12 protein-coding genes are annotated in these 13,789 nt (G+C 59.1%); 9 read left to right on the forward strand and 3 right to left on the reverse strand.

What is annotated here, in order from left to right; translation table 11 throughout:
* Positions 1 to 114: 114 nt before the first annotated feature.
* Positions 115 to 1,689, forward strand: coding sequence for a lipopolysaccharide biosynthesis protein (locus ACTQXO_RS04380; RefSeq protein ID WP_441031526.1), 1,575 nt, complete (start codon positions 115 to 117; stop codon positions 1,687 to 1,689).
* 317 nt (positions 1,690 to 2,006) lie between these two features.
* Here ACTQXO_RS04380 and ACTQXO_RS04385 read toward each other — a convergent pair whose 3' ends face one another.
* Positions 2,007 to 2,846 (reverse strand): metallophosphoesterase, encoded by an 840-nt coding sequence (locus ACTQXO_RS04385; protein WP_441041866.1) that lies wholly within the window; start codon positions 2,844 to 2,846, stop codon positions 2,007 to 2,009.
* A 261-nt stretch (positions 2,847 to 3,107) separates the two neighbouring features.
* On the opposite strand from ACTQXO_RS04385, the gene ACTQXO_RS04390 reads away from it, so the two are divergent.
* A complete protein-coding gene (locus ACTQXO_RS04390) occupies positions 3,108 to 4,709 on the forward strand; it encodes a potassium/proton antiporter (protein ID WP_441041864.1) in 1,602 nt (533 codons plus the stop codon).
* Between the two features lie 326 nt (positions 4,710 to 5,035).
* Here ACTQXO_RS04390 and ACTQXO_RS04395 read toward each other — a convergent pair whose 3' ends face one another.
* A complete protein-coding gene (locus ACTQXO_RS04395; RefSeq protein WP_441545477.1) occupies positions 5,036 to 5,227 on the reverse strand; it encodes a hypothetical protein in 192 nt (63 codons plus the stop codon).
* A gap of 115 nt (positions 5,228 to 5,342) precedes the next feature.
* Between ACTQXO_RS04395 and ACTQXO_RS04400 the strand changes: the two genes are divergently transcribed.
* The 5 genes from ACTQXO_RS04400 (at position 5,343) to ACTQXO_RS04420 (ending at position 10,291) form a co-directional block, all read left to right on the forward strand.
* On the forward strand, positions 5,343 to 5,699 hold the full coding sequence (locus tag ACTQXO_RS04400; protein ID WP_441056274.1) for a nucleotide pyrophosphohydrolase: 357 nt from the start codon (positions 5,343 to 5,345) through the stop codon (positions 5,697 to 5,699).
* A complete protein-coding gene (locus tag ACTQXO_RS04405; RefSeq protein WP_441545478.1) occupies positions 5,692 to 7,434 on the forward strand; it encodes a DNA/RNA helicase domain-containing protein in 1,743 nt (580 codons plus the stop codon). The genes ACTQXO_RS04400 and ACTQXO_RS04405 overlap by 8 nt, the downstream gene beginning before the upstream one ends.
* A gap of 181 nt (positions 7,435 to 7,615) precedes the next feature.
* Positions 7,616 to 7,798 (forward strand): hypothetical protein, encoded by a 183-nt coding sequence (locus ACTQXO_RS04410; protein WP_441014824.1) that lies wholly within the window; start codon positions 7,616 to 7,618, stop codon positions 7,796 to 7,798.
* Between the two features lie 135 nt (positions 7,799 to 7,933).
* The gene (gene serC, locus ACTQXO_RS04415; protein WP_441545479.1) at positions 7,934 to 9,058 is read left to right on the forward strand and encodes a 3-phosphoserine/phosphohydroxythreonine transaminase; all 1,125 of its coding nucleotides are present in this window, start codon (positions 7,934 to 7,936) and stop codon (positions 9,056 to 9,058) included.
* Between the two features lie 69 nt (positions 9,059 to 9,127).
* Positions 9,128 to 10,291: a phosphoglycerate dehydrogenase gene (locus ACTQXO_RS04420; RefSeq protein ID WP_154515718.1), complete on the forward strand. Its 1,164-nt coding sequence runs from the start codon at positions 9,128 to 9,130 to the stop codon at positions 10,289 to 10,291.
* 348 nt (positions 10,292 to 10,639) lie between these two features.
* On the opposite strand, the gene ACTQXO_RS04425 is transcribed toward ACTQXO_RS04420, so the two are convergent.
* On the reverse strand, positions 10,640 to 11,689 hold the full coding sequence (locus ACTQXO_RS04425; RefSeq protein ID WP_441545480.1) for a hypothetical protein: 1,050 nt from the start codon (positions 11,687 to 11,689) through the stop codon (positions 10,640 to 10,642).
* A gap of 154 nt (positions 11,690 to 11,843) precedes the next feature.
* On the opposite strand from ACTQXO_RS04425, the gene ACTQXO_RS04430 reads away from it, so the two are divergent.
* Positions 11,844 to 13,064 (forward strand): M20 family metallopeptidase, encoded by a 1,221-nt coding sequence (locus ACTQXO_RS04430; RefSeq protein WP_441545481.1) that lies wholly within the window; start codon positions 11,844 to 11,846, stop codon positions 13,062 to 13,064.
* Positions 13,065 to 13,103: 39 nt separating this feature from the next.
* Positions 13,104 to 13,784, forward strand: a complete 681-nt coding sequence (locus ACTQXO_RS04435) for a DUF1015 family protein (protein ID WP_441545482.1) — start codon at positions 13,104 to 13,106, stop codon at positions 13,782 to 13,784.
* Positions 13,785 to 13,789 lie beyond the last annotated feature (5 nt).

Consider the following 13,789-nt stretch of genomic DNA (forward strand, 5'->3'; position numbering starts at 1 on the left):
CGCACGCTCACCGACAATTTACTGCCGCCCCCCGAAAATATTGAACAATCCGTTCAAAAACATGAGTGACACCGTCGCGTCTATACTAGAACGCAGCAATAGAAAGGACCCGCCTTGAGCATCTCGCCCCTCGATAGCATCCGCCGCGCCATCGCCCGCCGCAACGGCATCGCCAACCCCACTGTATCGGGCGGGGCGCACGGACAGGGCGGCCGCATCGAGAATGGCCTCTTCCCCGCCTCCCACACGGCCGAAGAGCTCGCGCGTATCCAGGAGCTGAGTCAGCGCAACGCCGGCGGGCCAAATAGCGGCCAAGCCACGCGTCGTCGGCGCGAGCGCGATCGCGAGCCCGGTCCTGTCCGCCGTATGGTCAACGCCTGGTGGAACCGCCTGCTCGGTGCCGTCTACGGCGGCGGTTTCTCCATGCAGGAAGCCGAATACGAGGAGCACGCCACCAGCCGCGACTACCTTTGGAATACCCTCGGCACCGCCGTGTGGGGCATGGCGTTTCCACTGCTCACTATCGTGTCCACGCAACTCGTGGGCGCCGAAGAAGCCGGCAAGTTCTCCATCGCCTTTGTCACCGGCACGCTCATCATGATCGCGTGCAACTACGGCGTGCGCAATTTTCAGGTCTCGGACATCGACGAGAAGACGTCATTTGCCTCCTACCAGCTCAACCGCTGGCTTTGCGGAGCGATCGCGCTGGCCTGCGGCCTCATGTACAGCAGCGCCCGCGGCTACGACGCGCACATGGCGACGATCGGCCTGGGCGTCTACCTCTATAAGGTGATCGACGGCATCGCCGACGTGTACGAGGGCCGCCTGCAGCAGGCCGACAAGCTCTACCTAGCCGGCATGAGCCAAACGCTGCGCTCCGCCGGCGTCATCGCGGTCTTTAGCGCGGCACTGTTCCTCACGCGCAGCATGCCCATCGCGGCCATGGCCATGGGTGTTACAGCGATCGCCTCGCTCGTGCTGGTCACCGCCCCGCTCGCCCTGCTCGAAACCGAAAAATCGCGTCGCGTGAGCATACGCGAAGTCGGCCGCCTTTTTGCGCAGTGTGCCCCGCTCTTTGGCGCGCTCTTTTTGTTCAACCTTATCGAGAGCATGCCCAAGTTTGTGATGGAAGGCACGCTGGCCTACAAATATCAGCTGTATTTTAATGCCCTGTTCTTTCCGGCGCAGGCCATTTTGCTGAGCGTTGGTTTTATCTATAAACCGCAGCTCTTGCGTTTGTCGAGCATTTGGGCTAACCCGCGCAAGCGTCGCCGCTTTGACTTAATTATTGTCGCCGTCATGGCGCTGATCTTGGGTTTCACTGGCGCATGCGCCGCGTTTATGGCAGGCCCCGGCATTCCCCTTATGAGCTTTATGTACGGCCTCAACTTTGAGCGCTACCGCACATTGGCGCTGCTGATGGTCGTCGCCGGCGGCATCACCGCAGCCATCGATTTTATCTACGCCATTATCACAGTGCTGCGCCACGCCGGCGATGTCACCAAGATCTACCTCATTTGCTTTGCCGTGAGCGTGGTGGTGCCGATGATCCTCATCAATCTACTGGGGCTGATGGGTGCCGTCGTGAGCTACCTGGCTATCATGGCCCTACTGCTGGTGCTGTTGATTGTCGAGTACGCCCACATTCGCCAGCGCATAGAACGAGCCCGCAACCCGTACGGTGTCTAATTAGCTGCCTCGGCCACCGGAATTTGCGATGGAATTACCCGGGCTGGGGTCTTGTTGCGGACAATATGCATCACGCAAAACTAAGTGAGTAGACTTTTACCGAATCCCCGACCACACCGACAAAGCACAAGTCTGTGACCTGCGGTTTTATTGAGGTAAACATGTTGGGTGCTCGGCATTTCCAAAAAAGTCTACTCACTTAGCCAGCGGGCAGCCAAATGATTACTTAATCCCCGTCCCAGAAAAATCATTTGATGGGCAGAAGGGCAAAAGTAGTCAAAAAAGCCCCGTCCCAAATTAGCTACCCTTTGCACCGATTACTCGCCAGGGAGAATGTTTGCATAGAACTCGGCCCCGTCGTCCAGGCGCAGAATGCCTACACGGCCGAACTCGGAGCCGGTGGCGGCGGCACAGTCGATGTCGATGCGGTCGGGAACGCCGGCGGTATCCTCGCCGCCCAGGCGCACAATCTGCCCGCGGCCCGACTCCTCATCGAGCCCTGCCAGGCCGCCAACCTCGCAATAGCGCCCCAGCGACACCGTGGGCGTGTGGCCACTCACCACGACCGGACCCTTGCCCTCGGCAGAAAGCAGCCCCGTCGGGGCATCCCAATAGCCATGCCGAATCCACAGCAGGTCATCGGACGACTGCACGGCAAGCATTTGCTGCAGCAACTCGCTATCGGCATCGACCGCTCCTCTGCCGTCACCGCAATCGACACCATGTTCTAGCAAAAACGCACGCGCCGCCTCGGTCTGAATGCCGGCGTGCACCAGCAAATACGGACGCTCAGCAGTCTCTGCCACCGCATAGAGCGGCAGGGCAGCAGCCCAGCGTACCAGCTCCTCGTATGCCTCAAACTCCATTTCGTTGAGCTGTTGGCGCGTGGTCCAACCGCCGTTGATGTCCCAGGTCTCGGCATCGAGCGGGTCCTGGCCGATGATCGCGTCGAGCATAATCTGCTCGTGGTTACCCTTAAGCACGCGAGCGTTGGGCAGCGATCGCACCAAGTTGATGACGCCGACCGGATCGGGCCCGCGATCGATCATGTCGCCCAGCACATACAGCGTGTCGTCGAACGCCAGCGAGATCTTGGAAAGGGCCTCGTCCAGCGCGCGCACGTGCCCGTGGGCATCAGATGTCACATAGATCGCCATGGAACGCCTTTCCCTGCATTACGGCGAAGCCTGGAGCCGCAACTAAAACTTCAAGTTGAACTTAAACGTTACCCATTGTACTCCGTTGCAATAAAGCTGGGAAGTAGATACGAGCCGCCGCCAATAGTCTAGAAAAACGGCTCCGCCTGTGACGATATCACGAACGCCCTCCGTTCAACCCATAAACCCACCATCTTTGGGTACAAATAACCGCAGATAACTGACCGTGCCACGCCAACCACCCAGGAGCGGACACTATCCATGAACCAAATACTTCTTTTTATCGGCCTCGTCATCATTTTGTGCCTGACCATCAAACCCGTCGGCAAAAAGCTCCCCTTCCCCACCCTGCTCATCTTCATCGCGCTGGGCATGCTGCTGGGCGTCAACGGGCCGGCGCACATCGACTTTAGCGACTACGCGCTCACCGAAACCGTCTGCAGCACGGCGCTGCTGTTCATCATGTTCTACGGCGGCTTTAACACCAACATCGACCGCGCCAAGCCCGTCGCCGTACCCGCAGTGCTGCTGAGCACGCTCGGCGTCGTCATTACCGCCGGCATCACGGGCGCCTTTGCACACTTCGCGCTAGGCTTCGACTGGATCGGCGGTCTGCTGCTGGGCTCGGTCGTGGCGTCGACCGACGCAGCGAGCGTCTTTAGCGTGCTGCGCGAGCACAACCTTTCGCTGAGGGACGGCACCGACTCGCTGCTCGAGGTCGAATCGGGCTCCAACGACCCCGTCGCTTACATGCTCACCGCCGTGCTTGCAACCCTTGCGGCCGGCGGCGACATTAACATCCCTGTGCTGCTGGCCAAGCAGATCATCCTGGGTGTGGGCCTGGGCCTTGTCATCGGCTGGGCATCTGGCCGCTTGATCGAGCGCGCACACGCAACGGCCGAGGGCGCGCAGACCATCTTCTTGTTCGCCGTGGCCATCGTCGCCTACGCGCTGCCGAGCTACCTGGGCGGCAACGGCTTTTTAGCCGTGTACCTTGCCGGCATTGTGCTGGGTGCGAGCGACATCACCGGTAAGGTCGAGATGGCGCACTTCTTTGACACCCTCACCGAGATGGCCGAAATGACCATCTTCTTTTTGCTCGGGCTGCTCGTGACGCCCGCGCGCCTGCCGCAAATGCTACTACCGGGCCTGGCACTCATGGCGTTTATGCTCTTTGTGAGCCGCCCCATCGCCGTCGGTCTGCTGTTGGCGCCCTATAAGACAAACCCCCGCCAGGTGGCGCTCGTAAGCTGGGCGGGCCTGCGCGGTGCGGCTTCGGTCGTGTTTAGCCTCTTTGCCGTGGTGGCCGGCGTTCCCGGCGGTCACGACCTGTTTGACCTGGTGTTTGTGATTGCCGTGGCGAGCATTGTGGTGCAGGGCTCGCTGCTGCCTGCGGTGGCAAAGAAGCTCGACATGATCGATGCGGCCGGCGACGTGCGCCGCACCTTTAACGATTACCGCGACGAGGACGGCATGTCGTTCGTCAAGCTCAAGGTGGGCGCGGGCCATCCGTTTGCCGGTCGCTCGCTCGCGGACATCGGCAGTGCCACGGACATGCTCGTAGTCCTGGTGCTGCGCGACGGTGCACACCCGGTGCTGCCCAATGGCGATACCGTCATCGAGGAAGGCGACCTTCTGGTTATGGCCGCGCCGACGTTTGAAGATCGTGCCGAGGTAACGCTACGCGAAGTCACCGTGACTCCCCACGGGCGTCTGGCCGGCCAGCGCCTGCGCGACGTGCCGCAAGGCAAGCACCCCTTTATCGTCGTGATGATCAAACGCGACGGCCAAACGATCATCCCCGACGGCAACACCCTCATATACGCCGGCGACGAAGCCGTCATCGCCACGCTGGCGTCGTAGCGGCCAGGGGCAGCCGTCCCGAATTGGCTACATTTGAGCACCAATCGCCCCGGCTGGGGTCTCGTTGCGGACAATTAGCGTCTCTCAAAACTAAGTGAGTAGACTTTTGCCGAATCGCCGACCACGTCACCAAAGCACAAGTCTGTGACCTGCGGGTTTATTGAAGCAAATTAGTCGTGTGCTCAGGATTTCCAATAAAGCCTACTCACTTAGCCAGCGTGCAGTCATAATAGAACGGTCGCGAGCTCATTAGGCTCCATTGGGACGGCTTATCATGCATGTTCGCGCAGCTGCGGGTGCAGACGCTCCGTCTCAAATTAGCTACCCTAGTCATCGTCGACGGCAAAATCACGGAGGTCGAAGCCTTCGCGTTCGGCTCGGGCTAGGAGCTCTTGGGGCGACTCGTCCTCGATATCCACTACGTCGAGCATGGCAGCCGGAAAGCCCACGCCGGCTGCACTCCCCGCGCGATCGAGCAGGCTCTCGCGCAGCTGGTCTACATCAACGTCGATCTTCATGGTGTAACCTCCTACCGGGCAATCGCGACCAAACAAACCTCACATCCCAAATGATGTGCAATAAACCCCAGATACGGCCATAATAAGACAATGAACATCAGGGAGGTTGAGGACGATGGATAAGCTCGATGCCATGACGGAACAAGTCAGGGACTTTTGTGATGCACGCGACTGGCGCAAATATCACACGCCAAAAGAGCTTGCCATCGGCATGGTAACTGAGTCCTCCGAGCTCCTTCAGCTCTTTCGTTTTATGAGCGACGAGCGCATTGCAGGAATGTTCGAAGACACCGAGCAACGCCAAGCCATCGAAGACGAAATTGCCGACATGCTTCTTTTCCTCCTGCGTTTTGCCGATTTAAATAGAATCGATCTCCCAGCTGCGCTCTCGTCCAAACTCAAACGCAATGGCGAGCGCTACCCCATCAACGCATCATCCAACGAATACAGAAAGGCGGGCCACCGTGAGTAATGAGTTCGCCCTTCGGCAATACACGCTTCCCCTGCCCCAGCCCTTTGAGACAAGCGAATCGCTTCAGGACTTTGGAACGCCAAAGCCTGGAGCCCATCATGACGAGAGTTGGCCCGTCCTTTACATTCTTACCAACAGCAGAAACAAGACGGCATACATCGGCCAAACAACCAACTACCAGCGCCGTATGAAACAACACGCTGCAAACGTGGACAAGGATTTCGATCGAACACTTCTGATCGACAACCCTACATTCAATCAATCAGCGACATTTGAGTTTGAAAACAGGCTCATCGAACTGTTCTGTGCCGACGAAAAATACCAGGTCACCAATGCCAACAACGGCTATGCCCAATTCGATTATTTTGAGCGGCCTCAATATCGCCAGAAGTTCCGAGACCTCTGGACAAAGCTTCGCGAAGAAAACTACGCGATTCATCCGATTGAAGAGCTCGAGAACTCCGATCTGTTCAAGTTCTCGCCTTTCAAGACGCTTACGCCCGACCAATACGAAACGATCGAGACGATTTATAAACGTCTCGAACAGGAGCATGAAGACACAAAACATGGCGGCTCAAAAAGAGAACGTATAACCGTCGTGAATGGCGCGCCGGGAACAGGTAAAACAATCCTCGCCATTAGTCTCATGTTCAAAATCAAAAATGAGCCCAACCTTTCCGGCCTGCGAGTCGGTTTTGTCACCCCGATGGATTCTCTGAAGAAGACCCTCAGGAAACTCACGCACTTCCTTCCAGGGCTAAAGCCTGGCGATATCTTGAGCCCCAGTGACGTAACCAAAAATGATCGTTATGACATCCTACTTGTCGACGAAGCACATCGACTGGGTAATTATCTAAGCATGGGCGCCGGCATTGGGGCTTTTTACAACACCTGCGATCGCCTCGGCCTTCCGCATACGAGCAACCAGGTTGACTGGATATTCAAATGCTGTGACAAGGCGTACCTGTTCTACGACCCCAAACAGCAGGTTCGCGCATCCGGACTCAATCGAGACGGCCTTGAGCAGCGACTCAATCAGCTCGAAGAAGCAGGCATTGAAACTGAAGAGTTCAGCCTAAGCACACAAATGCGCGTACGCGGTGGTGACGAATACCTCGATTTTGTCTATGACTTACTCAACAACAAGGCGTATATGCATACCGGCATGAAGTTCAACGAACTCTTTTCGTCGGAGCCTTACGATTCGCGAGCCGGGGATCCGGACAGCGATATCCCCAGATACCAGTTTGGAATCGTAGACCAATTTGAGGATTTCTGTTCCCTGCAGCAAGCCAAGGAAGAAGAAGTTGGTCTATCCCGCATGACGGCAGGCTTTGCGTGGAAGTGGGAGACGAAGAAACACAAAGACGCGTTCGACATCGTCATTGAGGGCATCCCCAAACGTTGGAACTCGAGTCAAAAGGATTGGGTTAACTCCCCCAACGCCGTCAACGAGATTGGATGCATCCACACGGTGCAGGGCTACGACCTCAATTACGGATTCGTCATTCTGGGGCCAGACATTTACTACGACACCGATAAAGGAGCCGTCTGCGTTAACAAAGCGAACTTCAAAGATGCTGTCGCAAAGAAAAAGGCGAGCGAAGATGAGCTACGGAAGATTATCGTCAACGCCTACTATGTCCTCATGACGCGTGGCATGCTGGGAACGTATCTCTATGTGTGCGACCCCGCACTCAAGGAGTATTTGTCGCGGTATATCCCGGTGATTTAGACGCAGGACAGACGTCGCAAATCTAAGGCGTTACTCAAACGTTAAACACACGAACATATTTTCGTGTTTTATATTTGAGCTAGACAACCACAGCATGGTATAAAAGAGCTGCGTTCCGCTATGGAGGGCAGTCAAGGGCCGGGGGATCCCCCCGGCATTTTCTTTTTTGAAAGGCTGTTTCATGAACGAACTGCCCGCATTCCCCGACAAATCAAGGCGCCGCCCAGAAAAGATCAACTCGAGCGACGAGCGGGCACGAGTCCAGCACTCCATCGCCCGCGGCTACGATGACCTCGTCAACGGCCGCATGCGTCCTTGGAAGCAGGCAAAAGCAGAGGCAGATCGGATGCGAGCCATCAGGTAAGGTCACCCCTCCCCCATGTAACCATCCTGTAAATCATAGCAGCGCGGTCGAGTTTTACCGTGATGCGGTCGCGCCTGGCGCTCCACTGTGCTAAAGTATCCCGAACGTTCAAACGACTACGAGGGGAACTAGAAGATGGCACGTGTGCACAACTTCTCAGCTGGCCCGGCCGCGCTGCCCACAAGCGTGCTCGCCGAGATCGCCGACGAGATGATGGACTACCGCGGTTGCGGCATGTCCGTGCTCGAGATGAGCCATCGATCTAGCATGTACCAGCAGATCATCGATGACGCCGAGGCAACCCTGCGCCGCCTGCTGAGCATCCCCGACAACTACCGTGTCCTGTTTTTGCAGGGCGGCGCCACGCTGCAGTTTGCGGGCATCCCCATGAACCTCATGCGCCGCGGCCGCGCCGGCTACGTCGTGACCGGCAACTTCGCCAACAAGGCGTACAAGGAGGCCGCCAAGTACGGCGAGGCCGTGCTGCTCGCGAGCTCCGAGGACACCAATTTCGACCGCATTCCCGCCATGGCCAATATCAACGCGCGCATTGCCGCCGAGGCCGCGGGCAACGGGATCGACTACGTCTACATCTGCCAGAACAACACCATCTTTGGCACCATGTACCACGAGCTGCCCGCTTGCGGCAATGTGCCGCTGGTCGCCGATGTCTCGAGCTGCTTTCTGTCGCAGCCGCTCGACGTTGAGCGCTACGGGCTCATTTACGCCGGCGCGCAGAAAAACGCCGGTGCCGCGGGCGTGACCGTGGTTATCGTGCGCGACGACCTCATCGCAGATGGCCCCGCCTTTGCGCAGATGCCGCAGTACATGGACCTTAAGGCCCAGGCCGCCAAGGGCTCCATGCTCAACACGCCCAACACCTTTGGCATCTACGTATGCGGCAAGGTATTCCGCTGGGTGGAGCAAACCGGCGGACTTGCCGCCATGGCCAAGCGCAACTGGGCCAAGGCCAACCTGCTCTATGACCTGCTCGAGCACAGCGAGCTGTTCCATGGCACCGCGCAGGCCGACAGCCGCTCCATCGCCAACGTCACTTTCCGCACCGGCGACGCCGAACTCGACGCGGCCTTTGTCGCAGGCGCGGCCGAGCACCAGATTCAAAACGTCAAGGGCCATCGCCTGGTGGGCGGCATGCGCGCCAGCGTCTACAACGCCGTAACCATGGAAGACGTGCAGGCACTGGCCTCGTACATGAAGGACTTCGAAGCGCAGCATAGTTTGAGTCCGCGATCTAACTAGCCCGCAACCCGCGGGCCGACCAGCCACTTCAAACCACTTGTTATAAACAAACCCGCTAAGGAGTTTTTCATGCGCAAGATCAAAACCATCGACGACATAACCAAAGACGGCAAGGTCGAGTTTGGCGAGGGCTACGAGTTTGTGGGCACCGCCGAGGAGGCCGACGCCATCCTGATGCGCTCCACCGACCTGCACGGCTACGAGCTGCCCGAGGGCATCCGCGCCATCGCCCGCTGCGGCGCCGGCGTCAACAACATCCCCATCGAGGAGTACGCCAAGAAGGGCGTCGTCGTCTTTAACTCCCCCGGTGCCAACAGCAACGCCGTCAAGGAGCTCGTCCTGGGCATGCTGGTGCTCTCGAGCCGCGGCGTGGTGCAGTCGATGAACTGGGTGCGCGACAACGCCGACGACCCCGAGATTCAGGTCGATGCCGAGAAGGCCAAGAAGGCCTTTGTGGGCCGTGAGCTCAAGGGCAAGCGCATCGGCGTCATCGGTCTGGGCAACGTGGGCTCCAAGGTCGCCAACGCCTGCGTCGACCTGGGCATGGACGTCTACGGCTACGATCCGTTCATTTCCGTCGAGCACGCGTGGGTGCTGAGCCGCGAGGTGCAGCGCGTGGGCACGCTCGAGGACCTCTGCCGCGGCTGCGACTACCTCACCGTGCACGTGCCCAGCAAGGCCGACACCATCGGCATGATCAGCACCGAGCAGATCGACCTGCTGGCCCCGGGCGCCGTGCTCATCAACTACGCGCGCGAGACCATCATTGACGAGGACGCCGTCGACGCAGCCCTGCGCGCGGGCAAGCTGAGCTGGTTTAGCTGCGACTTTGCCACGCCCAAGACCGTCAAGATGCCCAATACGTTTATCACCACGCACTCGGGCGCCGGCACCGGCGAGGCCGAGGCCAACTGCGCCGATATGGCCATCAGCGAGCTCAAGGACTACCTGGAGAACGGCAACATCGCGCACAGCGTCAACTACCCCGCCTGCAGCATGGGCAAGGCGCGCGCCGCAAGCCGCATTGCCTGCCTGCATGCCAACGTGCCCAACATGATCGGCCAGATCACGGCCATCCTGGCCAAGGACAACGCCAACGTACAGCGTATGACCAACGAGTCCGCCGGCGAGAACGCCTACACCATGTTCGACACCGACGAGCACCTGGACAGCAGCACCATCGAGGCGCTCAAGCAGATTCCGTCGATGTATCGTGTACGCGTGATCAAGTAGCGTCGGCGCCAAGCCTGCCAGACAGGCAATGAAGCTCATTCGGCCCCCGTTTTCGCGAAACGGGGGCCGATTTCGTTGCTCCGGCTGGTTTTGAAAATGCTACCCAGAATAAGTTTTTTCGGATAATCGACAGTCATACCCAAATCACTGAGCGCACCTACTCTGATAAACAGCTTTATCAGGGACTTTAGTAGGTAAAAATCGATCTCTATATGCCAAATTTAAGTTGACTGTCCATTTTCCGAAATAACTTGTTCTGGGTAGCGTTTTTAAAGCCTATTTCAAAGAGCAACTGAAGCCTTTTCGTAACCAAACCCTAGCTCACGCGACCGTTTTCCACCCGCACGGCTACATTCCCGCCCAATCGATAAAAATCTCCTCACGAAGCCGCCGTTCGAGCTCCTGCTGCCGCGGCGTCTTGTCTTTCAACGGCACATCGAGATAGGACATGATGAGTTCCATCACCACGCGGAAGGCATCGGAGTCGACCAGCTGACCATAGGTCATCAGAACGACAGGATATCCCATCGCTTGAAGGGCCGTCGTTCGATCGGAGTCCGAGATCTTGGATTCTATGGATCCGTGAATAGCTTTGCCTTGACATTCAACCAGGCACTCTCTGCTGCCGTCCTTATTTGACAGCAGGATATCGGCGTAGCGCCTATCAAGCCCCGAAATCAGGCGGGCGCTGCGCGTCATGCGAATCTCAACGTTATTGGTAAGGCGCAGCCCTTCGCCGCCGCGCAACCTCGTAAGGCCAAACAGCATCGAAGCCTGGACCTCGAGCGGCGATGCCACAACCCCCGTAATGCATTTCGCGGCACGCGTGAACGATTTAGCACCGCGGAGCCCCTGGATCTTATTGGCGAATTCTGTAAGTTCAGAGAGCTCAATCAAGGGAGGTCGCTTCCACAGGTCCGTTGGATTCCCCGAGGTATCCTTTACGTTTTCCCAGCCCGACCGTGCGTCACCCCACCGGCTCCCATACGCCTGCTCAAGCGCCGACTTTACCTGAGACGCAATCTTGCACACGGCAAAGGTGCCGCACATCTCATACATGCACATGATCAGGCGCTCATTTGAGACCGAGGAAGCCATGGTCAGCAGGGTAAAGAGCGGGGACGCAACATCAAGGCCAAACTCTGTCTGTCGCACGGAGCCAAACGGCCTCTCCCCGTTCCAGACATGCCTGACAATTCGACCGCCCTTGCGCCCGCAGAGGCCCTGCGCCAACACGTGTAGCGGAGTGCCCAGGAAATGCGTGACGAGCGGGTGCTCACAAAGATGCTCCCTGCGCGGATCGTCCGCAGAATCGGGCAGGTCCGGCATTATTGCCAAGACCTGCGGAGGTATCCGGTGATACCGAAAGGCAGATATGTCGCACAGCATGTCGTCCATGAAGGATACGTACCCATTGCGTCGTTTGTGAGCCTGCCCGGACGCCAAACGCGATGGCTCGGCCTGTGAACGGTTAATACTGCTACGCACACGTCGCGAATCTTCCAGGTGGCTTACAATCGGTTTTGGAAACAAACTGATTGTGAGGTTGCATATGGTTGATGAGAACTTTGCCTGGCGGCTTACGCAGGAGCTCGTGAAGATTGATAGCTCGGACCCGGGCGCCTACGAAGGCGAGATCGAACACTTCATTAAGAGGCTCATTGAACACCAGCTGGCGCAGCTTGATAGTCCTGCGCTCGATGCCGTGCAGGTTGCAGAGCTCGAAGTACTCCCCGGGCGCCGCAACCTTATGGTCACCGTGCCGGGTGTGAGCGACGAGCCGCGGTTGGTCTATATCTGCCATATGGATACCGTTACCTTGGGCGATGGCTGGGACGGGGACACACCGCCACTCGGGGCGACCGTGCGCAACGACAAACTCTATGGCCGCGGTGCCTGTGACATGAAGGGCGGCCTGGCTTGCGCCATTACCGCGCTTGTCCACGCACTCGAGCGCGTGGCGTCAGAGGGCGAGCTGCCCCACCGCGGCTTCTCGCTTATTTGCTCGGTCGACGAAGAGGACTTTATGCGCGGCTCCGAGGCCGCCATCGATGCCGGCTGGGTCGGCTCGCGCGAATGGGTGCTGGACACCGAGCCCACCGACGGACAGATTCAGGTGGCGCACAAAGGTCGCACATGGTTCGAGATCGAGATGACCGGCGTCACGGCGCATGCGAGCCAGCCCTGGAAGGGCGCGGATGCCGTCGCCGCCATGGCCGAGGCCGTCTGTGCGCTGCGCCATGCGTTCGCGGCGTTGCCCGCACATGAGGAGCCGGGGGCTTCGACCATCACGTTTGGACAAATCGAGGGCGGCTATCGCCCCTATGTCGTGCCCGACCACGCCAAGGTCTGGGTCGATATGCGCCTGACGCCGCCGACCGATACGGCCGCCGCGACGCGCATGGTAGAGCAGGCCATCGCCGGCGCCGAAGCCACAGTCCCCGGTTGCCATGGAAGCTATACCGTGACAGGCGACCGCCCCGCCATCGAGCGCGATCCGGTCTCTCCCCTTCTAGCCGCGCTCAAGCGTGCCGCCGATGACGTGACAGGCGCGAACGCGACCGTCGGCTTCTTTACCGGCTACACCGACACTGCCGTCATTGCCGGCAAGACGGGTAACCGCAACTGCATGAGCTATGGCCCAGGCTCGCTCGCGCTCGCCCATAAGCCCAACGAATATGTGCCCCACGCCGATATCGTTCGCTGCCAGCGGGTGCTCATCGCGCTCGCCGACAACACGCTCTGGGGCGCGAATAGCCAAGTTGGGGCATAATAAGCCGCGAACAAACCGACTCGCGCGTTAGGACCGTCCATGAAAGCTCTTCCGTTTCCCTGCATCCGCCCAGCTCAGGATCGCGTGCTCGAAGCGCTGCCTGCGATGGACAGCATTCTGAGTGACAACGAAGCCCTGCGCGGTGCGATTGCCGATGGGCTCATGCTCAAGGATCCGGGCGCGGCGTATTACGTGTACGAATGCTCCGGAGAGCCAGGGCGCGTGACGGGCGTTGTGGCAATTTGCCCGGTCGGCGTACTGACGGGCGACGACGCAGCTTCCGCAGATGCGGCCGCAGCCGCCCGTACAATCGCCGAGCTCAAGGTGCAGCCGCGCCCCGTGTCACTCGCCTACGAGGCGTCGCCCGTCATGGATATCATCCTGGGCGCCGCCAAAGAGGGTGCATCGCTCTACGCCGTCACCGACCCCGCCGGTATTACGCATCGCGTATGGGAAGTCAAGCGCGAGGACGCCGTTGCCGCCATCCGAGCCATGCTCGATCAGGCACCGGAGCCGGCACTGGCCGACGACCCCGCCTACGCTGCCGCGCTGGCAGGGGCGGCGCAGCTCCTGGCAGACGAGGCCCGCGCAGCCGGCACCTACACGGGCAAAGAGCCGTTCAACTTTACCGTGGCCGTGCTGTTCCCCGCCGCGCAGGTCGCCGGTGGCGCACCGCAGGTTCCGACGGGTCTGCTCACTCACCAGATCTCACGGTTCTAACGGGG

Source organism: Collinsella sp. LCP19S3_D5 (assembly GCF_052121415.1).
Taxonomy (GTDB): domain Bacteria; phylum Actinomycetota; class Coriobacteriia; order Coriobacteriales; family Coriobacteriaceae; genus Collinsella.

Bases quoted from the DNA above. Each gene is read 5' to 3' on its own strand.
- ACTQXO_RS04420 (WP_154515718.1), top strand. From the start codon at position 9,128: ATGCGCAAGATCAAAACCATCGACGACATAACCAAAGACGGCAAGGTC.
- serC (WP_441545479.1), top strand. From the start codon at position 7,934: ATGGCACGTGTGCACAACTTCTCAGCTGGCCCGGCCGCGCTGCCCACA.
- ACTQXO_RS04395 (WP_441545477.1), bottom strand. From the start codon at position 5,227: ATGAAGATCGACGTTGATGTAGACCAGCTGCGCGAGAGCCTGCTCGAT.
- ACTQXO_RS04385 (WP_441041866.1), bottom strand. From the start codon at position 2,846: ATGGCGATCTATGTGACATCTGATGCCCACGGGCACGTGCGCGCGCTG.
- ACTQXO_RS04390 (WP_441041864.1), top strand. From the start codon at position 3,108: ATGAACCAAATACTTCTTTTTATCGGCCTCGTCATCATTTTGTGCCTG.
- ACTQXO_RS04430 (WP_441545481.1), top strand. From the start codon at position 11,844: ATGGTTGATGAGAACTTTGCCTGGCGGCTTACGCAGGAGCTCGTGAAG.
- ACTQXO_RS04400 (WP_441056274.1), top strand. From the start codon at position 5,343: ATGGATAAGCTCGATGCCATGACGGAACAAGTCAGGGACTTTTGTGAT.
- ACTQXO_RS04410 (WP_441014824.1), top strand. From the start codon at position 7,616: ATGAACGAACTGCCCGCATTCCCCGACAAATCAAGGCGCCGCCCAGAA.
- ACTQXO_RS04425 (WP_441545480.1), bottom strand. From the start codon at position 11,689: ATGGACGACATGCTGTGCGACATATCTGCCTTTCGGTATCACCGGATA.
- ACTQXO_RS04435 (WP_441545482.1), top strand. From the start codon at position 13,104: ATGAAAGCTCTTCCGTTTCCCTGCATCCGCCCAGCTCAGGATCGCGTG.